This is a genomic window from Thermoanaerobacterium aotearoense, assembly GCF_009905255.1.
Classification (GTDB): Bacteria; Bacillota; Thermoanaerobacteria; order Thermoanaerobacterales; family Thermoanaerobacteraceae; genus Thermoanaerobacterium; species Thermoanaerobacterium aotearoense.
Genome location: NZ_CP047602.1, coordinates 2225471 through 2245710, shown reverse-complemented (window position 1 = coordinate 2245710; position 20240 = coordinate 2225471). Strand labels below are relative to the sequence as shown.

Sequence of the window (20240 nt, the reverse complement as noted above, 5' to 3'; positions counted from 1 at the left end):
AAGATGGCGAGAATTGCTGGCATTGATTTACCGAGAGAAAAACGTGTTGAGATAGGATTGACTTATATTTACGGCATAGGACGTTCTCGTTCAAATGAGATATTGGCCAAAGCTGGCGTTAATCCAGATACGAGAGTAAAAGATCTTACAGAGGATGAAATATCAAGATTAAGAGATATAATTGACAAAGAGTATAAAGTTGAAGGTGACTTAAGAAGAGAAGTTTCTTTAAACATAAAGAGACTTATTGATATAGGATGTTATAGAGGGATAAGGCATAGAAAGGGTTTGCCAGTGCGTGGTCAAAGGACAAGGACAAATGCTCGCACGAGAAAAGGTCCTAAAAAGACTGTCGCGAAGAAGAAGAAATAATAAGGAGGGAAATTATGGCAAAAAAAGTTAAAAGAACAGCAAAACGTCGTGAACGCAAAAATGTTGAACGTGGTGCAGCACATATTCATTCAACATTTAATAATACAATAGTCACATTGACAGATATGGCGGGCAATGCTTTGGCTTGGTCAAGTGCAGGAACACTAGGTTTTAAAGGTTCAAGGAAATCTACGCCGTATGCTGCACAAATGGCAGCAGAAACAGCAGCAAAAGCTGCAATGGAACATGGACTTAAAACTGTAGATGTATTTGTCAAAGGGCCAGGTGCAGGGAGAGAAGCAGCAATAAGAGCTTTACAGGCTGCTGGCTTAGAAGTAAGCCTTATAAAGGATGTCACACCTATTCCACATAATGGGTGCAGACCGCCTAAGAGAAGAAGAGTGTAAGGAGGTGTAATGATGGCAAGATATACAGAATCTACATGTAAATTGTGCCGCAGAGAAGGCATGAAATTATTTTTGAAAGGCGATAAATGCTATACTGAAAAATGTCCTTTTGCAAGAAGACCATATGCTCCTGGGCAACATGGTCAAAACAAGAAAAAGCTCACAAACTATGGTGCACAGTTGAGAGAAAAGCAAAAATTAAGAAGGTATTACGGAGTTCTTGAAAGACAATTTGAGAGGTATTTCGAAGAAGCAGAAAGAATGAAAGGCATTACCGGTGATAATCTGTTGCAGCTTCTTGAAAGAAGACTTGACAATGTGGTTTACAGATTGTCAATAGCATCTTCAAGGGCTCAAGCAAGGCAATTTGTGTCACACGGCCATATTCTTGTAAACGGCAAGAAGGTGGATATACCTTCATATTTAGTGAAAGCCGGTGATGTAATATCTGTAAAAGACAGCAGCAAATCATTAGATGTCATTAAGAATAATGTAGAAGCTTCTACTAATATACCTGATTGGTTAGATTTCAATAGGGATTCATTAGAGGGTAAAGTTTTATCTCTGCCAACAAGAGAGCATATAGATTTGCCAATTGAAGAGCACTTGATTGTTGAATTGTATTCAAGGTAATAATCGGTTACCCTCGCAAGATTAAAAAAAGGAGGGTTTAAATGGTGATTGAAATAGAGAAACCAAAAATTGAGATAGTGGAGCAATCCAATGATGACACGTATGCAAAGTTTGTCATTGAACCACTTGAACGTGGTTATGGAATAACACTTGGCAATTCTTTGCGCCGTATGCTTTTATCATCGCTTCCAGGTGCTGCAGCAAAGACAATAAAAATAGATGGGGTACTGCATGAATTTTCTACAGTACCAGGCGTAAAAGAAGATGTTACTGAGATAATACTTAATTTAAAAGAGTTGGCAGTGAAATTATATACAGACGAACCAAAAATAGTTAGAATTGAAGCAGAAGGCAAAGGAGAAGTCACAGCGGGAGATATAATATCTGACGGCGATGTTGAAATAATGAATCCAGATCTTCATATTGCTACGCTTAGCGATAATGGTAAGTTGAACATGGAGATTGAGCTGGTAAAAGGCAAAGGATATGTTCCATCAGACAAGAATAAAGAACCGAATCAGCCAATAGGTATCATCCCGGTTGATTCTATATTTACTCCAGTTAAAAAGGTAAGCTATAACGTAGAAAATACGCGTGTTGGTCAGGTTACAGATTATGACAAGCTTACAATGGAAGTATGGACAAATGGAACCATAAGTCCTAAAGAAGCCATAAGTTTAGCTGCGAAAATATTGATCGATCATTTTAACTTGTTTACCTCATTTGCGGACAATTATAACGATATGGAAGTTTTGGTTGAGAAGTCAGAGAAAAAGACAGATAAACCGCTTGATATGACGATCGAAGAACTTGATCTTTCTGTACGGTCATACAACTGCCTTAAAAGAGCAGGAATTAATACTGTCCAAGATTTAGTTCAGAAGACTGAAGAAGAAATGATGAAAGTTAGAAATCTCGGAAAGAAATCATTAGTTGAAGTCGAACAGAAACTGAAAGCTTTAGGACTATCATTGCAAAAGAGTGAAGAGTAAGGAGGGCAGATAATGGGTTACAGAAAATTAGGTCGACCACATGACCAAAGAAGAGCTATGTTGAGAAACCTTACAACAAGCTTTTTAAACTATGGAAGAATCCAAACTACTGAAGCCAGAGCCAAAGAAGTAAGAAGCATTGCTGAAAAGATGATTACTCTTGGGAAAAGGGGCGATTTACACTCAAGGAGACAAGCTTTGGCGTATTTAACTGATGAAACAGTAGTGAAAAAGTTATTTGATGAGATTGCTCCAAAATATTCAGAAAGAAATGGCGGGTACACAAGAATATTGAAACTTGGTCCTCGTAGAGGCGATGCGGCTCCGCTGGTCATCTTAGAACTCATTTAGGCTCAAAAGGGGTTAAGTTAGACAAAACTTAACTCCTATTTTAATAGTTTTGCCAATTAGTATTGGTCTTTAAAGAAGGTGGTCATTTGGGAAAAATAATTATGACGAAAGACCTTACATTCGTTTATGAGGCTGAAAGTAATGACAGCAGCAAAAAAATAGTATTGAATAGTTTGAATATAGATATTGATGAAGGAAAGTTTGTTGCGATTATTGGCCACAATGGGTCAGGAAAATCAACGCTTGCAAAGCATTTTAATGCACTTTTGGTTCCGACAGAAGGCGATGTGTACATCAATGGAATGAACACAAAAGATACATCCCATTTATGGGACATAAGGCAGACAGCGGGTATGGTATTTCAGAATCCAGACAATCAGTTGGTAGCAACGATTGTTGAAGAAGATGTGGCTTTTGGCCCTGAGAACCTTGGAATAGATCCGAAAGAAATTCGAGAAAGAGTGGATTTTGCATTAAACGCAGTTGATATGTATAAATATAGAGAGTTTGCGCCACACATGCTTTCTGGAGGGCAAAAACAGAGGATAGCTATTGCGGGAGTCATAGCAATGAGACCACAATGCATAATATTAGATGAACCTACGGCTATGTTAGATCCTAAAGGCAGAAAAGAAGTCATAAAAACGGTACAGAAGCTTAATAAAGAAAATGGAATCACCATCATATTGATCACACACTTTATGGAAGAAGCTGTACTGGCCGACAGGGTAATTGTGATGGATAATGGTAAAATTGCATTAGATGGAACCCCTAAAGATGTATTTAAAGAAGTAAAAATCCTTAAAGATTTGGGTCTCGATGTCCCCCAAGTTACAGAGTTAGCATACAAGTTAAAGCAAGAGGGTATAGATATTCCTACAGAAATATTAACCGTAGATGAGATGGTGAGGTTTATATGTCAATACAAGTAGAAAATATTTCTTTCGTGTATAATGAAGGCACACCGTTTGAATCTGTTGCACTAAAAGATGTGAGCTTTACAATTGATGATAATGAATTTGTTGGAATAATAGGGCATACAGGCTCTGGAAAATCTACCCTTATTCAGCACTTGAATGGTCTTTTAAAACCAACGTCGGGCAGGATTATTGTAAATGGTATTGACATAACAACGAAAAAAGATTTAAAAGACATTAGAAAAGAAGTAGGTATTGTGTTTCAATATCCTGAACATCAACTTTTTGAAGAAACAATATACAAGGATATTGCCTTTGGACCATCAAATTTAGGTCTTTCAGACGATGAAATAGAAAAAAGAGTATATGACGCTATGAGGATAGTTGGACTTGATATAAAAATAAAAGATATGTCTCCATTTGAATTATCAGGTGGAGAAAGAAGAAGAGTAGCAATTGCAGGAGTATTGTCTATGATGCCTAAAATTTTGATATTAGATGAACCAACTGCAGGGCTTGACCCAAAAGGCCGAGATGAAATTCTCCATCAAATAAAGCAGATTCATCAAATGTACAATATGACTACGATACTTGTCTCACATAGTATGGAAGACATAGCAAAATTGGTAAATAAAATCATCGTGATGCATGAGGGCAAAGTTTCGTTGATAGGTGCTCCTAAAGAAGTTTTTAAACATGTTGAAGAACTTGAGAAGATAGGACTTGGTGTGCCGCAAATTACCTATCTTGTAAGAGAATTGAGGAAAAATGGTATAGATCTTCCTGATGACGTTTTGACAGTAGATGAAGCCAAGAAATATATATTGGAGTACCTTAGGGGTGTTGATAATGCTTAAAAATATAACTATTGGTCAATATATACCTGGCAATACATTCATACACCGTTTAGATCCAAGAGTGAAAATAATATTATCTATAATATTTATTATTTCGCTATTCATAATCACGAAATTTTCTGGCTATATTTTTATTCTATTGTTTTTGCTATTAAGCGTATTTGTTTCAAAAATACCATTAAGTTATATCTTTAAAGGGTTAAAGCCAATTCTCGTAATTTTAATATTAACTGTTGGATTGAATGTATTTTTTACTCCTGGTGGAACCTACCTTGCGTCAATAGGGCCGCTTAAGATAACTTCAAATGGAGTAAGATTAGCTTTATTTATGGGGTTAAGGCTTATATTTCTGATAGTTGGTACATCGCTCTTGACATTGACAACATCACCGATTGCTCTTACAGATGGAATAGAAAACCTCTTAACGCCATTTAAATCTATTGGATTACCTGCCCATGAGTTAGCAATGATGATGACAATAGCGCTGAGATTCATACCGACACTGCTGGAAGAAACAGATAAAATAATGAAAGCTCAAATGGCCAGAGGTGCCGACTTTGAAAGTGGCAATTTAGTCAAAAGAGCTAAAAATTTGATTCCGCTATTGGTGCCTTTATTTATCAGTGCTTTTAGGAGAGCCGATGAACTCGCAGTGGCAATGGAAGCAAGGTGCTATAGAGGTGGATTCAATAGGACAAAGTTAAAACAATTAAAAGTAAGCAATAGAGATTATATAGCAATTTTGTTTACAGCGATTCTCGTGGGAATAATAATATGGAATAGATTTTGGCCATGGTGATAGCTAAATGAGAAACATAGTTTTGGTAATAGAGTACGATGGGACAAATTATCATGGATGGCAGATGCAGAAAAACGCTGTTACAGTTCAAGAAGTCATAACGAAGGCGATAAAAAAAATAACATCAGAGGATGTAAATTTGATTGGTTCCAGCAGAACAGATGCTGGAGTTCATGCCCTAAATCAAGTTGCCAACTTCATATCTAACTGTAATATACCTCTATCAAAAATACCCAACGCATTAAATAGCGTGCTTCCAAAAGACATAGTCATTAGAGATGCTTATGAAGCAGGTATGGATTTTCATTCTCGGTATTCTGCTAAAGGCAAAAGGTATAAATACATCATATACAACAGAAAATTTAATTCGCCTATATGCAGAAATTATAGCTGGCATATAAGTGATGAATTAGATTTAGATAAAATGGTGGAATCATTGACGTATTTAAAAGGAACACATGACTTTTCAGCATTTAAAGCCAGTGGAAGCAGTGTAAAAGATTCTATAAGAACCGTAAGAGATATTTCACTCAGAAAAAATGATTTTAATGTAGAATTTGAGATTGAAGCGGATGGTTTTTTATACAATATGGTTAGAATAATCGTTGGAACAATTGTTGATGTGGGATTAGGGAAGATTAACCCTATCTATGTAAAAGAGATTTTAGAATCAAAAGATCGAGGTATGGCGGGGAAAACTGCACCACCACAAGGATTGTTTTTAACTAAAATATACTATTGACATGGGTGGTGCTGTGGATTAAAATTATATTATGTAAAATTATGCCCCGTTTATTGAAGATATGTTACTTAAGTATAAGTTTCTTAAGGAGGTAAAATATAGTGAAGTCATTCATGCCAAAAAAGGATGAAGTAGAAAGAAAATGGTATGTCATAGATGCCGAAGGAAAAGTGTTAGGCAGATTAGCTAGTCAAGTTGCAAAGATTTTGTCTGGCAAAAATAAACCTATATATTCACCCAGCGTTGATACAGGTGATTTTGTTATAATTGTCAATGCAGACAAAGTCGTATTGACAGGTAAAAAATTAGAGCAAAAGTACTTTAAATATTACACAGGGCATCCTGGTGGACTTAAATTAATACAGTACAAGACTTTAATGAGGACAAAGCCTGAAAAAGCTATCATGAGGGCTGTAAAAGGAATGCTTCCAAAAAACAAATTAGGAAGGCAAATGCTAAAAAAATTAAAAGTTTATACTGGTCCTGAACATAAACATGCAGCACAGAAGCCAGAGAAACTTGACATATAAGGAGGGAATAAGGAATGGCTGCTATCCAATTTTTTGGTACTGGTAGAAGAAAAACATCTGTTGCACGTGTTAGATTAGTCCCAGGGAAAGGTAATATAATCATAAATGGTAGATCTCTTGACGACTATTTTGGATTAGACACTTTAAAATACACAATCAAACAACCGCTTATTTTAACTGAAAACATCGATAAATTTGATGTAATTGCTAAAGTTGAAGGCGGTGGATTGTCAGGCCAGGCTGGTGCAATTAGATTAGGCATTACAAGAGCATTGATGAAAGCTGACAATGAATTAAGACCAATTCTTAAGAAGGCTGGATTTGTGACAAGAGATCCAAGGATGAAAGAGAGAAAGAAATACGGTCTTAAGAAAGCAAGAAAAGCACCGCAATTTTCAAAAAGATAAAAAGAGCGCTATATGCGCTTTTTTTGTTTAGTTTAAACTTAAAATAATGAAGAAAAAAGAAGTAAATCAATGAAATCTTAAAATATATTCATATAATAACCGAAAAACGCGTATTTTGAAGGTAAAAAATATTTGATATAAGCTGATTAATATGATATATTAATACCTGTCACTGCGATTGGGAAACAAAAAAAGCAGTTGACAGAGAGAAGATAATGTGGTAATATAGACGATGTCGCGATAAGCGGCGAGGGAAGAGAACCTTGAAAACCGAACAGTGAGATATGCGAGCAAAGGATATAAACATGAGAGTTTGATCCTGGCTCAGGACGAACGCTGGCGGCGTGCCTAACACATGCAAGTCGAGCGATCCGGCACTCAACTAAGCGCTTACAGAAAAAGAGAGAGAAAATGAGTAAACGCAAAGTTGAGTGCCGGATAGCGGCGGACGGGTGAGTAACGCGTGGACAATCTACCCTGTAGTTTGGGATAACACCTCGAAAGGGGTGCTAATACCGGATAATGTCAAGAAGTGGCATCACTTTTTGAAGAAAGGAGAAATCCGCTATAGGATGAGTCCGCGTCCCATTAGCTAGTTGGCGGGGTAAAAGCCCACCAAGGCGACGATGGGTAGTCGGCCTGAGAGGGTGAACGGCCACACTGGAACTGAGACACGGTCCAGACTCCTACGGGAGGCAGCAGTGGGGAATATTGTGCAATGGGGGAAACCCTGACACAGCGACGCCGCGTGAGCGAAGAAGGCCTTCGGGTCGTAAAGCTCAATAGTATGGGAAGATAGTGACGGTACCATACGAAAGCCCCGGCTAACTACGTGCCAGCAGCCGCGGTAATACGTAGGGGGCGAGCGTTGTCCGGAATTACTGGGCGTAAAGAGCACGTAGGCGGCTGTAAAAGTCAGATGTGAAAAACCTGGGCTCAACCGAGGGTGTGCATCTGAAACTAAACAGCTTGAGTCAAGGAGAGGAGAGCGGAATTCCTGGTGTAGCGGTGAAATGCGTAGAGATCAGGAAGAATACCAGTGGCGAAAGCGGCTCTCTGGACTTGAACTGACGCTGAGGTGCGAAAGCGTGGGGAGCAAACAGGATTAGATACCCTGGTAGTCCACGCCGTAAACGATGGATACTAGGTGTGGGTGAAGCATCATCCGTGCCGGAGTTAACGCAATAAGTATCCCGCCTGGGGAGTACGGCCGCAAGGTTGAAACTCAAAGGAATTGACGGGGGCCCGCACAAGCAGCGGAGCATGTGGTTTAATTCGAAGCAACGCGAAGAACCTTACCAGGGCTTGACATCCACAGAATCAGGTAGAAATACCAGAGTGCCTCGAAAGAGGAGCTGTGAGACAGGTGGTGCATGGTTGTCGTCAGCTCGTGTCGTGAGATGTTGGGTTAAGTCCCGCAACGAGCGCAACCCCTGTTGGTAGTTACCAGCGTAAAGACGGGGACTCTACCGAGACTGCCGTGGAGAACACGGAGGAAGGCGGGGATGACGTCAAATCATCATGCCCTTTATGCCCTGGGCTACACACGTGCTACAATGGCCTGAACAGAGGGCAGCGAAGGAGCGATCCGGAGCGAATCCCAGAAAACAGGTCCCAGTTCAGATTGCAGGCTGCAACCCGCCTGCATGAAGACGGAGTTGCTAGTAATCGCGGATCAGCATGCCGCGGTGAATACGTTCCCGGGCCTTGTACACACCGCCCGTCACACCACGAGAGTTTACAACACCCGAAGTCAGTGACCTAACCGAAAGGGAGGAGCTGCCGAAGGTGGGGTAAATGATTGGGGTGAAGTCGTAACAAGGTAGCCGTATCGGAAGGTGCGGCTGGATCACCTCCTTTCTAAGGAGCAAATCCTTACATTAAGGATAAAATAAATACGAATATCTCACTGTTCAGTTTTGAGGGTTTAGACCCTCAACATGGTCATGGGGGTGTAGCTCAGTTGGGAGAGCACCTGCCTTGCAAGCAGGGGGTCAGGAGTTCGAATCTCCTCATCTCCACCATGGGCTTATAGCTCAGGTGGTCAGAGCGCACGCCTGATAAGCGTGAGGTCGATGGTTCGAGTCCATCTAAGCCCACCATGATAAGTGAACCTTGAAAACTGCACAATGCTAAAAAGGGTAACGAAAAAAACGAGGAAACAATAGGTCAAGTTAGAAAGGGCGTATGGTGGATGCCCAGGCACTTAGAGCCGAAGAAGGACGCAGCAAGCGGCGAAACGCTCCGGGGAGTCGCAAGCAGACGCAGATCCGGAGATCTCCGAATGGGGAAACCCGCTTAAGGTAATACTTAAGCATCCCATGGTGAACACATAGCCATGAGGAGGGGACACCGCGTGAACTGAAACATCTAAGTAGCGCGAGGAAAAGAAAGAAAGAATCGATTTCCTGAGTAGTGGCGAGCGAAAAGGAAAGAGCCCAAACCATCACCAATGGTGATGGGGTTTAGGACCACAAAAAAGGTATATAAAGCGAAGCCGAACAGACCTGGGAAGGCAGGCCAAAGAAGGTGAAAGCCCTGTAGGCGAAAGCTTAGCATACCGAGTGGGATCCAGAGTACCACAGGATAGGCAACCCGGTGGGAAGACGGGAGGACCATCTCCCAAGGCTAAATACTCTTAAGTGACCGATAGCGCATAGTACCGTGAGGGAAAGGTGAAAAGAACCCCGGGAGGGGAGTGAAAGAGAACCTGAAACCATATGTCCACAAGCAGTGGAAGCGAAAGCAACCACGTACTTTTTGTAGAACGGACCGGCGAGTTATAGATATGCAGCGAGGTTAAGCGAAAGCGGAGCCGAAGCGAAAGCGAGTCTTAAAAGGGCGGAAGTTGCATATCATAGACCCGAAACCGTGCGACCTACCCATGATCAGGGTGAAGCCGGAGTAAGATCTGGTGGAGGCCCGAACCACGTTGACGTTGAAAAGTCATGGGATGAATTGTGGGTAGCGGAGAAATTCCAATCGAGCTCGGAGATAGCTGGTTCTCCCCGAAATAGCTTTAGGGCTAGCCTCAGGGGGAAGGAAATATGGAGGTAGAGCACTGAATGGACAAGGGGCCAAGAAGGTTACCGAAGCCTATCAAACTCCGAATGCCATATTGAGACCCTGGGAGTCAGACTACGAGTGATAAGATCCGTGGTCAAAAGGGAAAGAGCCCAGACCGACAGCTAAGGTCCCAAAGAGCATGTTAAGTGGGAAAGGAAGTAGGATTTCCAAGACAACCAGGATGTTGGCTTAGAAGCAGCCATACATTCAAAGAGTGCGTAATAGCTCACTGGTCGAGAAATCCCGCGCCGAAAATAAACGGGGCTAAAACATGCCACCGAAGCTACGGATTCTAAAAAGAATGGTAGGGGAGCGTACTGTACAGGGAGAAGGATAAGCGAAAGCGAATCTGGACAGTACAGTAGAGAGAATGCCGGTATAAGTAACGAGAGTAAGGCGAGAAACCTTACCGTCGAAAGCCTAAGGATTCCTGGGGAAGGATAATCCGCCCAGGGTAAGTCGGGACCTAAGCCGAGGCGAAAGCGTAGGCGATGGAGAACCGGTAATAAATCCGGTACCACCGAAATCCGCCAAAAGAGAAGCAAGGACGCAGCGAGATAAGAAAAGCGTGCGGTTGGTAGAGCACGTCCAAGCAGCGACGAAAAGAGCTTTGAGTGAAGTACCAAAGCTCATAAGAGCTGTGAAGGGGAGCCGTAAGGCGAAGTTTCGAAGGGGCTGCCAAGAAAAGTTGCTATCGAGGATTAGGTGCCCGTACCACAAACCGACACAGGTAGGCGAGGAGAGAATCCAAAGACGAGCGGGAGAACCCTCATTAAGGAACTCGGCAAAAAGACTCCGTAACTTCGGGAGAAGGAGTGCCGAAAGGCCGCAGAGAAGAGGCCCAAGCGACTGTTTACCAAAAACACAGGTTTCTGCTAAGTCGAAAGACGAAGTATAGGAGCTGACGCCTGCCCGGTGCTGGAAGGTTAAGGGGAAGGGTTAGGAGAAAATCCGAAGCTCAGAACTTAAGCCCCAGTAAACGGCGGCCGTAACTATAACGGTCCTAAGGTAGCGAAATTCCTTGTCGGGTAAGTTCCGACCTGCACGAAAGGCGTAACGACTTGGGCGCTGTCTTGAAGGGGGACCCGGTGAAATTGTAGTACTCGTGAAGATGCGAGTTACCCGCGACAGGACAGAAAGACCCCATGGAGCTTTACTGCAGCTTGTCACTGAATTTTAGTAATATCTGTACAGGATAGGTGGGAGGCTAAGATGTATGGGCGCCAGCCTATATGGAGCCAACGTTGGGATACCACCCTGATATTACCGAAATTCTAACATATAAGCCGTAAGCCGGCATATGGACACTGACAGGCGGGCAGTTTGACTGGGGCGGTCGCCTCCCAAAAAGTAACGGAGGCGTCCAAAGGTTACCTCAGCGCGGAAGGAAATCGCGCGAAAGAGTGCAAAGGCAGAAGGTAGCCTAACTGCGAGAAAGACAATTCGAGCAGGGACGAAAGTCGGGCTTAGTGATCCGGCGGTAGAGAATGGGATTGCCGTCGCTCAACGGATAAAAGCTACCCTGGGGATAACAGGCTGATCTCCCCCAAGAGTCCACATCGACGGGGAGGTTTGGCACCTCGATGTCGGCTCATCGCATCCTGGGGCTGAAGTAGGTCCCAAGGGTTGGGCTGTTCGCCCATTAAAGCGGTACGCGAGCTGGGTTCAGAACGTCGTGAGACAGTTCGGTCCCTATCCGTCGCGGGCGCAGGAAATTTGAGAGGATCTGCCCTTAGTACGAGAGGACCGGGGTGGACAAACCGATGGTGTACCAGTTGCGAAGCCATTCGCACAGCTGGGTAGCCAAGTTTGGAAGGGATAAACGCTGAAAGCATCTAAGCGTGAAACCCACCTCAAGATAAGATTTCCCATCCGAAAGGAGTAAGACACCTTGGAGAAGACGAGGTAGATAGGCCGGAGGTGTAAGAGTAGAAATACTTTTAGCTGACCGGTACTAATAAGTCGAGGACTTGACCAAAGGAAAGCATTGTGCAGTATTCAAAGTTCATTTAAAAGATTTCCGGTGGCAATAGCGGAGGTTAAAAACCCGTTCCCATACCGAACACGGTCCCAAATCGGGGTCCCCCGAAAAGTCGCAAGACTTTTTGGGGTGATAGTGAAGCCCTCCAGCGCCGATGGTACTGATTACTCGGGAGAGTAGGTCGCTGCCGGATAATATATTCCTCAGTAGCTCAATGGTGGAGCAACCGGCTGTTAACCGGTAGGTTGTAGGTTCGAGCCCTACCTGAGGAGCCAAGATGTGGCCCCGTGGTCAAGTGGTTAAGACATCGCCCTTTCACGGCGGTAACATGGGTTCGAATCCCGTCGGGGTCACCATAAATTGAGGGCCTTTAGCTCAGTTGGTAGAGCGGTCGGCTCATAACCGATTGGTCCGGGGTTCGAGTCCCTGAAGGCCCACCATAAGTTAATAAATATTGCGGCCCAATAGCTCAGTTGGTTAGAGCGCCAGCCTGTCACGCTGGAGGTCGAGGGTTCGAGCCCCTTTTGGGTCGCCATTATTATACTAATTTTAAATACGCCTCGATAGCTCAGTCGGTAGAGCAAGGGACTGAAAATCCCTGTGTCAGTGGTTCGATTCCACTTCGAGGCACCATAAGAAATAAAGAGTTTCAGCATTTATGTTGAAACTTTTTTATTTTACAAAAAACGAGAAAATAAAAAATCCTGCTTAAGCAGGAATCTTTTATTTTTAACTTTAAAATATAATTGACTTTTAACATTTCAAATCCAGAGCTGGCAAAGGGACTTGAACCCTTGACCTGTTGATTACGAATCAACTGCTCTACCGACTGAGCTATGCCAGCATCACACTTATATAATATATCATGAAATTTGATTTTTATCAAGTATCTAAGATAAACATATTCTTTTTTTCCTTCACTATTTATATGTTCATAAATTCTTTTATCAAATTCAACAGTACCCATAATTGTCTTTATGTTTGTGTGCTTTTTACCTTTACATCTATATTCTTTTTTGTCCCTTTTTTCTAGTAGAATATCATCTATTTCCATAAGAATTTGAGCCATTATCTTACAAGCTTCTTCGCATGCTAATCTATAAATTTCTACTTCTAAGTCCTTGAAATTTATTTCATTTTCATTTAAACTTATATCTAGCATGTAATCACCTCTATAACGCTTTTTTGTTTTTTCTATTTAAACATTATAGCGGATGATTCATGCGAAAGGAAGGTATTTTTTGGATACCTTCCTTTTTCTATTTTTTACTGCCTACTAAAATTATACACTAAGTTTTTTTGATAAATGGAAATATAGATTTGGTAATTGATGATATTAAAGTCTAATGAATGGATATTTATATAAAATGAATAATTATTATTGTATAATAAAAAATGTCTAATTTCTTGACTTTTAAAATTTAGAGTATCATAATAGAAGTTGGGATAATTATAAATGAATTAAAAGTAGGGGGTCTATGTATATGAAAACTAATTTTACTTATTTTATGCCGACAGAAATTATTTTTGGACCGGGTACACTTGGAAAGCTGGCTACTGTCAAATTGCCAGGTAAGAAAGCTTTGCTGGTTATAGGCAGCGGCAATTCTATGAGAAGGCATGGTTATTTGGATAGAGTTGTTAATTACTTAAAACAAAATGGGGTTGATTACGTCGTCTATGATAAGATATTACCTAATCCAATTGCAGAGCATGTTGCGGAAGGAGCAAAAGTGGCAAAGGACAATGGATGTGATTTTGTCATAGGATTAGGAGGCGGTAGTACGATAGATTCATCAAAAGCAATAGCTGTTATGGCTAAAAATCCAGGTGATTATTGGGATTATGTTTCTGGCGGCAGCGGAAAAGGCATGGAAGTTAAAAATGGTGCATTGCCTATCGTTGCTATCCCTACGACGGCAGGTACTGGCACAGAGTCTGATCCGTGGGCTGTTGTGACAAAGACAGAGACAAATGAGAAGATTGGGTTTGGATGTAAGTATACATATCCTACACTTTCAATCGTTGATCCTGAATTGATGGTGTCAATTCCACCGAAATTTACTGCTTATCAAGGTATGGATGCATTTTTCCACTCAGTGGAAGGATATTTGGCGACTGTAAATCAGCCAGGAAGTGATGTCTTAGCGCTTCAATCCATAAGCCTTATTACAGAGAACCTTCCAAAAGCTGTGGCAGATGGCAATAATATGGAAGCTCGTACTGCGTTGGCGTGGGCAAGTACTGCTGCAGGCATAGTAGAATCATTGTCATCGTGCATTTCTCACCATTCGTTAGAACACGCTTTAAGTGCATACCATCCAGAGATACCGCATGGTGCTGGACTTATAATGCTTTCGGTGTCTTATTTTAGCTTCATGGCTTCAAAGGCTCCTGAAAGATTTGTAGATATAGCAAAAGCAATGGGTGAGGAGATAGTTGGGAATACTGTAGAAGAACAAGCCATGTGCTTTATAAATGGGCTTAAAAAATTGATTAGAAATATAGGAATGGAAGATCTAAGCTTGTCAAGCTTTGGAGTAACTGAAGATGAAGCGACAAAGTTAGCGAAGAATGCTATGGATACAATGGGTGGATTGTTTAATGTCGATCCATACAAGCTATCATTAGATGAGGTAGTATCCATATACAAAAATTGTTTCTAACTGGTTTGAAAGCCGCTTAAGAATAAAGGCGGCTTTTTGCTATTAAAAAAGAGATAATTTCTTATCTATACTTGACAATATATTATATTTATTATAAAATAAAAAAGTCGCTGCTGAAATTAGCAGATAATTTTGGAGGGATACCCAAGTGGCTAAAGGGGGCAGACTGTAAATCTGTTGGCATTGCCTTCGATGGTTCGAATCCATCTCCCTCCACTATTGTGACCCATTAGCTCAGTCGGCAGAGCACCTGCCTTTTAAGCAGGGTGTCCCGCGTTCGAATCGCGGATGGGTCACCATTTTATTTTGTGAAGATATGAGATGCGAGGAGCTTTGAGGCTCCTTTATTTTATTTTTAGTGTTACAAATTTCACTATTTTACGATATAATTTATATATGATTAAGTTCGAGAGGAGTTTTAAAATGTTAATGAGAAAGTTGACTGAGGCTGAAGAAAACTTATTAAAGAAATTTGTAACGAATTTATACGGACCTGTTTATTTTATACATTCACTTCCAGAATTTATAATACCTCCTATTAATTCAAAAGTAAGCAGAAAAGACACCAGTTGGAGGTTAAACATATTAGAATCGTTGACATCAGGAGATCTTGATATAAGTGATTTTTTAACGACATCAGATATTCCACTTGATGAGGCAATGCAAAAGGCAAAAGCTTTTCATGAAAAATGGGTAGAAAGGTTTGGACATTCGTCTATAGCAGAGCAGAATTTGATGCACTTGTGCATAGAGGATACCTCCAGATTTTTATCTGGCGATATAGAATTGATGAATAAAAGACCGTCTTACATAGAGTGGAGCCAAAGATATCAAAGACCAAATAGGGACAGATTTGTAATGCCTCCGGAGCTTGAAAACTATCCAGAGTTAAAAGATAAGTTTATAAAAGTGTGGAATGTATCTTTTGATGCTTATGAGACGCTTGTAAGCAAACTTACTGATTATTTGAAGTCAACTATTGAAAAGAATAAACATGAAAGTGATAAAGCGTATATCGGAAGGATAAGTAAGATAGCTTTTGAGGATGCAAGATATGCTTTGCTGCTATCTGCAAAGACCAGCTTTGCTGTTGCGTTAAATGCCCTTGATTTGCAAGATATAGTCAGAAAATTGCAGTCCCATGGCACAAAAGAAGCAGAAATATTGGCGAGAAATATAATTGACGAGGCAGAAAAAATTGCACCAAGTTTGATGAGGCATTTGACTCCGTCCAAATATCAATTGACTGTAAATAAAGAGATGGAAGATTTAGTTAAAAAATATGAGTTAGAAGATGTATTTACGGATTCGGATGTTACTTTGCTTGATTACACAGGTAAAAGTGGTGATATGACTTTCCTCGATATATTGACTATGCATATCATTTTTTCTTACACAGGGAAATCAGTTGAAAGCATTAAAAAATTGGTTATGAAGTTAGGAAGGGAAGAAAAAGCGAACATTGTTAAATCAGCTTCTTCTAAGATGGATCAGTTTGATCATCTTATAGAGCCTTTTAGGTCTGTAAGGTACAAATTTCAGGTGAGATTAAGTGAAGCTGCATGGCATCAACTATTAAGGCATAGAATGATTAATTTTAATGCTCATAGACCGACTATAGAGAATGGGTATACAGTACCTCCAAATATTGAAAAAGCTGGGTGTATAGATGTATTAAAGAAGGCCATTGATGAAGCTGAAAAACTATATGTGGAGTTACATGAAAAATTGCCAGAGACAAGCTCGTATGTAGTTACAAATGCTCATAGGCGAATTGTTCTGATGGATACTGATTTGTGGGCTTTTGATCACTATGCCAATTTAAGATGTACACCAGAGGCTCAATGGGATATAAGGAACATTTCTTTTAAGATGCTTGATTTGATAAAAGAAGCGACACCGGAAGTGGTAGAATTTCTGGCGCGAAGAAAACAGTCGTGAGGTGATTAAATGGAGACTGAGTACAAAGCAATTAGTTTGCCTAAGTTGAATAATCTAAAACCTTCTTTGGAGTCGACGGCTCTTAAGCTTATGGAGGAAGCAGGAGAGCTGGCACAAGCTATAGGCAAATTCAGGGGTCTTAATGGTGAAAGCGTAAAAATGTCAAATAAGGATGTGGCTGAGAAAATATCTGAAGAGCTTTTGGATGTGGCACAGGTAGCTGTATCGATGATGTTTGTCTTAGAAGACCAGTACAACATAAGCATAGATGAAAAGCTTAAAGAGCACATTGAAAAATTGAAGAAAAAAGGATATATAAAGTAATATACGGTAATGCCGTATATTTTTTTTTCATGTGCACATATTAAATTTAAACCATCATGAAAGGAGGAATTAAATTGCAACAAATTTCCAGCAAAGAATTGATGTACATTGATGATGTGCTTTCACTTCAAGAACACATGGTTAAATGTTTAAATGACAGTGCTTCAAGGCTTAAGGATCAACAGCTAAAAGCTCTGTGTCAAAATTTGGCCGACAGGTGCCAAAATAGTTTTAATTCTATAGCGAAAAATTTAGGATAAGGAGGGATACATATGATAGGTAGCACAGGCATGACAGATAAAGATATAATGATGGGCGTCTTAGGAGATTACAAGCTTGCCATAGAGGTGCTTTCACATGCTGCAACAGAAGCAGCTAATGAAAACCTCAAAAGGGATTTTATCAACGCTTTGAATTCTACCTTTGAAGAACAAAAGCAAGTTTGGAATGCTATAAACCAGAGAGGCTGGTATTCAGTAAAACCAGCGCAGATGCAAGATATACAAGAAGCAAAAAACAAATTTAGACAACCAGCAAGTGTTATGTAAAAAGAAAAAAATGTGGTACAATAATGGAAGTAGTAAGATACTACTTCCATTATTGTATTGTTTAAAGGAGTGATTATTGTATGTACGATCTCATTATACTGGGTGGCGGCCCAGCAGGACTTGCAGCAGGTCTCTATGCTTGCAGATCAAAATTAGATACTGTGATGATAGAGCAAATGTATGTAGGAGGACAGATAGTGACTACATACGAAATAGAGAATTATCCTGGCTTTGACGGTATTAGCGGTCCTGATCTTATAAACAAAATGGAGTCACAAGCAAAAAGGTATGGACTGCAGATTTACAATGAAGAAGTCGTCGGATTAGACATCACAGGCAGCGTAAAAAAAGTCACCACCAACAAGAAGACTTATGAGGCAAAAGCGATAATAATAGCTACAGGTGCTACACCTAAAGAGTTAGGGTTTGATAAAGAGAGAAAATTCAGAGGCTCAGGTGTTTCATATTGTGCTACGTGTGATGGGGCATTTTATAAGGATCAAGTAGTTGCTGTTGTAGGTGGTGGTGATACTGCAATGGAAGACTCAAACTACCTTACAAAGTTTGCCAAGAAAGTTTACGTGATTCATAGGAGAGATAAATTAAGGGCTTCTAAGACCCTTCAAGATAGAGCTTTTGCAAATCCTAAAATAGAGTTTATCTGGGACACTGTTGTAAAAGATATACAAGGAGAATACGGTGTTGAAGGATTAGTCTTAAAAAATGTGAAGACTAATGAGGAGACATCATTAAAAGTTGATGGTGTATTTATAGCTATAGGATTAAGCCCAAATTCAGAATTAGTAAAAGGTATAGTTGATACAGATGAGTATGGTTACATAATAACTGATGAAGACATGAAGACAAATATTCAGGGCGTTTTTGCTGCAGGAGATGTCAGGAAAAAGACATTAAGGCAGGTAGTGACAGCAACAGCAGATGGTGCCATTGCTGCGTACGTAGCTGAAAAGTATATAGATAGCCTTTAAAATAAAGCCATCCATTAATGGATGGCTTTATCTATTCTTGACTGTCATCTTCTTTTTTATCTTCTTTTTTATCGTCTTTATTTTCACTTTCTTTGTTTTCAGCATCATCGCTTTGCGCTTTAGTGTCGTTGCTGATTTCAGACTCTTTCAGGGAAGGTATTATTATTCTCTGTCCAGGGTATATGAGGGAAGGGTTTTGAATGTCAGGATTTGCCCTTAATATTGCATCGACTGTAGTATTGAATCTTGCGGCAATACTGTAAAGAGTGTCGCCAGGCTTTACCACGTACACCATTTTGCCTTCTTTATGATGTTCAAATGGTGGATTATATGGCATATTGGGTGCTGTTTTTGGTGGGCATGGTATGACGACAGTCTGACCTGGATAAATCATATTGGGATCCATAAAATAGTTAGCTCTTAATAGTTCATCAAGAGGAACGCCAAATTTGTTTGCTATGCTCCACAATGTGTCGCCAGGTTGAACGATATAATTTGTTGGGCATGGCATGTTGTACATTGGCGCTGCGGGTATATTGTGCATTTCACCGAATGATCCTGTATAAGTGTTATAAGCATAAGACGTTTCAGACACGGACTGCATAGGAATATTTCCGCCTGGTATAAAAAGCATTTGTCCTGGATAAATTGTGTATGGGTAAAGTATGTTATTTACGTAAATAATCGATTCATAAGGGACGCCGAATTTTTGGCCTATTAGGTAAATTGTATCGCCAGGCATGACTGTGTAATAGACTCCAGTAACTGGTATTATCAATGTTTGGCCAGGATATATAAGCGATGGATTGACGATGTTGTTTCTCGAAATAATGGCTTCTACAGAAGTATTGAATTTTTTTGCAATTGAGAATAAAGTATCTCCGGACTTTACGACATACGTAAATTCCAATGTAACCATATTTATACTCCTCCTTTCCCTATTCATAATATGTATTTTGAATTTTATGGTGACATAGTTGCACACATATTTGAATATTTTATATTGTGGTTTTTTTAATAAAAGTGGAGGAGAAATTCAGATGAAGCGGTATAGAGGTTTTTTGCTTGCAACCATAGTTTTAATGTTTATTGCTCTATTGACCTTTTTAGGCAAAACTGTAGAGACAGTGAATCAAATTCCTTTGATGAATAGGATCGTCATAATCGATGCTGGCCATGGTGGCAGTGATCCGGGCAAGCCTGGAAAATATGGTGAAGATGAAGATAAATTAAACCTTAAAATAGCGTTAAAGCTTAAAGACCTAATAGAGGAAAGCGGTGGGATAACGCTTATGACGAGAGAAGATGATACATTGTCAGATAAAGACATAATGAAGGATTTGAAAAATAGAGTACATGCTGGCAATGATGTAAAAGGCGATATTCTGTTAAGCATTCACTTAAATAGTTTTCCTGATCCAAGGTATAAAGGGGCACAGGTATTTTATCAAAAGAATTCAAAGGAAGGCAAACTTTTGGCAGAATTGATACAAGATGAACTTAGAAAGACGTTAGATCCCAATAATGACCGAATGGCTAAAGAAACAAGTACATTTTATATTTTAAGACACGCGAAAATGCCTGCTGTGATAATAGAGTGCGGCTTCATGTCCAATCCTGAGGAAGAAAGACTTTTAAATGATGAAAACTATCAGTATAAGATTGCATGGGCTATATACAAAGGCGTAAATAGGTATTTTAAAGAAAAATCTTGAGTC

The 20240-nt window shown here is 40.2% G+C and carries 19 protein-coding genes, 10 tRNA genes, 3 rRNA genes and 1 pseudogene; 30 read left to right on the top strand and 3 right to left on the bottom strand.

The features are described 5' to 3' along the window. Positions 1-3: 3 nt before the first annotated feature. The 21 genes from rpsM to GSH73_RS11090 all read left to right on the top strand — a co-directional run bounded on the left by rpsM (position 4) and on the right by GSH73_RS11090 (position 12687). On the top strand, positions 4-372 hold the full coding sequence (gene rpsM, locus GSH73_RS11190; protein WP_014757940.1) for a 30S ribosomal protein S13: 369 nt from the start codon (positions 4-6) through the stop codon (positions 370-372). Positions 373-386: 14 nt separating this feature from the next. Beyond that, positions 387-779, top strand: a complete 393-nt coding sequence (gene rpsK / locus GSH73_RS11185; protein WP_013787171.1) for a 30S ribosomal protein S11 — start codon at positions 387-389, stop codon at positions 777-779. Between the two features lie 12 nt (positions 780-791). Beyond that, positions 792-1412, top strand: coding sequence for a 30S ribosomal protein S4 (gene rpsD, locus GSH73_RS11180; RefSeq protein WP_014757941.1), 621 nt, complete (start codon positions 792-794; stop codon positions 1410-1412). Between the two features lie 41 nt (positions 1413-1453). Continuing rightward, a complete protein-coding gene (locus GSH73_RS11175) occupies positions 1454-2404 on the top strand; it encodes a DNA-directed RNA polymerase subunit alpha (protein ID WP_014757942.1) in 951 nt (316 codons plus the stop codon). A 12-nt stretch (positions 2405-2416) separates the two neighbouring features. Then, the gene (gene rplQ / locus GSH73_RS11170; protein WP_013787174.1) at positions 2417-2755 is read left to right on the top strand and encodes a 50S ribosomal protein L17; all 339 of its coding nucleotides are present in this window, start codon (positions 2417-2419) and stop codon (positions 2753-2755) included. Positions 2756-2841: 86 nt separating this feature from the next. Continuing rightward, a complete protein-coding gene (locus GSH73_RS11165; protein ID WP_014757943.1) occupies positions 2842-3687 on the top strand; it encodes an energy-coupling factor transporter ATPase in 846 nt (281 codons plus the stop codon). After that, a complete protein-coding gene (locus GSH73_RS11160) occupies positions 3672-4529 on the top strand; it encodes an energy-coupling factor transporter ATPase (protein WP_014757944.1) in 858 nt (285 codons plus the stop codon). Before GSH73_RS11165 ends, GSH73_RS11160 begins: the two co-directional genes overlap by 16 nt. Next, positions 4522-5328: an energy-coupling factor transporter transmembrane component T family protein gene (locus tag GSH73_RS11155; protein ID WP_038068960.1), complete on the top strand. Its 807-nt coding sequence runs from the start codon at positions 4522-4524 to the stop codon at positions 5326-5328. The genes GSH73_RS11160 and GSH73_RS11155 overlap by 8 nt, the downstream gene beginning before the upstream one ends. Before the next feature lie 7 nt (positions 5329-5335). Beyond that, positions 5336-6070 (top strand): tRNA pseudouridine(38-40) synthase TruA, encoded by a 735-nt coding sequence (gene truA, locus GSH73_RS11150; protein WP_038068958.1) that lies wholly within the window; start codon positions 5336-5338, stop codon positions 6068-6070. A gap of 101 nt (positions 6071-6171) precedes the next feature. After that, positions 6172-6600 carry a 50S ribosomal protein L13 gene (gene rplM / locus GSH73_RS11145; protein WP_014757947.1) on the top strand — a complete coding sequence of 143 codons (429 nt, stop codon included), beginning with the start codon at positions 6172-6174 and terminating at the stop codon, positions 6598-6600. 14 nt (positions 6601-6614) lie between these two features. Then, on the top strand, positions 6615-7007 hold the full coding sequence (rpsI, locus tag GSH73_RS11140) for a 30S ribosomal protein S9 (protein WP_014757948.1): 393 nt from the start codon (positions 6615-6617) through the stop codon (positions 7005-7007). 301 nt (positions 7008-7308) lie between these two features. Beyond that, positions 7309-8867: ribosomal RNA gene (locus tag GSH73_RS11135) — 16S ribosomal RNA — on the top strand. Positions 8868-8955: 88 nt separating this feature from the next. Further along, positions 8956-9031, top strand: a tRNA-Ala gene (locus GSH73_RS11130). Between the two features lies 1 nt (position 9032). Beyond that, positions 9033-9109 (top strand) — tRNA-Ile (locus tag GSH73_RS11125). A gap of 65 nt (positions 9110-9174) precedes the next feature. After that, positions 9175-12051, top strand: a 23S ribosomal RNA gene (locus tag GSH73_RS11120). A gap of 41 nt (positions 12052-12092) precedes the next feature. After that, positions 12093-12247: ribosomal RNA gene (rrf, locus tag GSH73_RS11115) — 5S ribosomal RNA — on the top strand. Together the 16S, 23S and 5S rRNA genes with 7 tRNA genes alongside form the textbook arrangement of a ribosomal RNA operon. 7 nt (positions 12248-12254) lie before the next feature. After that, positions 12255-12329 (top strand) — tRNA-Asn (locus GSH73_RS11110). A gap of 6 nt (positions 12330-12335) precedes the next feature. After that, positions 12336-12410: transfer RNA gene (locus GSH73_RS11105), tRNA-Glu, on the top strand. An 8-nt stretch (positions 12411-12418) separates the two neighbouring features. Continuing rightward, a tRNA-Ile gene (locus tag GSH73_RS11100) sits at positions 12419-12494 on the top strand. An 18-nt stretch (positions 12495-12512) separates the two neighbouring features. Further along, a tRNA-Asp gene (locus GSH73_RS11095) sits at positions 12513-12589 on the top strand. A gap of 22 nt (positions 12590-12611) precedes the next feature. Beyond that, positions 12612-12687: transfer RNA gene (locus GSH73_RS11090), tRNA-Phe, on the top strand. Between the two features lie 138 nt (positions 12688-12825). Here GSH73_RS11090 and GSH73_RS11085 read toward each other — a convergent pair. Next, a tRNA-Thr gene (locus GSH73_RS11085) sits at positions 12826-12898 on the bottom strand. A gap of 60 nt (positions 12899-12958) precedes the next feature. Next, positions 12959-13216, bottom strand: a pseudogene (locus GSH73_RS13870) (UPF0236 family transposase-like protein); the annotation flags it as partial. 322 nt (positions 13217-13538) lie between these two features. On the opposite strand from GSH73_RS13870, the gene GSH73_RS11075 reads away from it, so the two are divergent. From GSH73_RS11075 to trxB, 8 genes are all read left to right on the top strand, one after another. Beyond that, positions 13539-14720 carry an iron-containing alcohol dehydrogenase gene (locus GSH73_RS11075; protein WP_014757949.1) on the top strand — a complete coding sequence of 394 codons (1182 nt, stop codon included), beginning with the start codon at positions 13539-13541 and terminating at the stop codon, positions 14718-14720. 134 nt (positions 14721-14854) lie between these two features. Then, a tRNA-Tyr gene (locus GSH73_RS11070) sits at positions 14855-14936 on the top strand. Positions 14937-14943: 7 nt separating this feature from the next. Continuing rightward, a tRNA-Lys gene (locus tag GSH73_RS11065) sits at positions 14944-15019 on the top strand. Between the two features lie 124 nt (positions 15020-15143). Then, a complete protein-coding gene (locus tag GSH73_RS11060; RefSeq protein ID WP_014757950.1) occupies positions 15144-16661 on the top strand; it encodes an FAD-dependent thymidylate synthase in 1518 nt (505 codons plus the stop codon). A gap of 9 nt (positions 16662-16670) precedes the next feature. Beyond that, positions 16671-16985, top strand: coding sequence for a MazG-like family protein (locus GSH73_RS11055; RefSeq protein WP_013787183.1), 315 nt, complete (start codon positions 16671-16673; stop codon positions 16983-16985). A 74-nt stretch (positions 16986-17059) separates the two neighbouring features. Next, positions 17060-17245 (top strand): hypothetical protein, encoded by a 186-nt coding sequence (locus GSH73_RS11050; protein WP_014757951.1) that lies wholly within the window; start codon positions 17060-17062, stop codon positions 17243-17245. A gap of 12 nt (positions 17246-17257) precedes the next feature. Then, on the top strand, positions 17258-17533 hold the full coding sequence (locus GSH73_RS11045) for a spore coat protein (protein WP_014757952.1): 276 nt from the start codon (positions 17258-17260) through the stop codon (positions 17531-17533). A gap of 80 nt (positions 17534-17613) precedes the next feature. Next, a complete protein-coding gene (gene trxB, locus GSH73_RS11040; RefSeq protein WP_014757953.1) occupies positions 17614-18522 on the top strand; it encodes a thioredoxin-disulfide reductase in 909 nt (302 codons plus the stop codon). A 31-nt stretch (positions 18523-18553) separates the two neighbouring features. On the opposite strand, the gene GSH73_RS11035 is transcribed toward trxB, so the two are convergent. Beyond that, positions 18554-19441, bottom strand: a complete 888-nt coding sequence (locus GSH73_RS11035; RefSeq protein ID WP_014757954.1) for a LysM peptidoglycan-binding domain-containing protein — start codon at positions 19439-19441, stop codon at positions 18554-18556. 115 nt (positions 19442-19556) lie between these two features. Between GSH73_RS11035 and cwlD the strand changes: the two genes are divergently transcribed. Beyond that, positions 19557-20237: an N-acetylmuramoyl-L-alanine amidase CwlD gene (cwlD, locus tag GSH73_RS11030; protein WP_102789871.1), complete on the top strand. Its 681-nt coding sequence runs from the start codon at positions 19557-19559 to the stop codon at positions 20235-20237. Positions 20238-20240 lie beyond the last annotated feature (3 nt).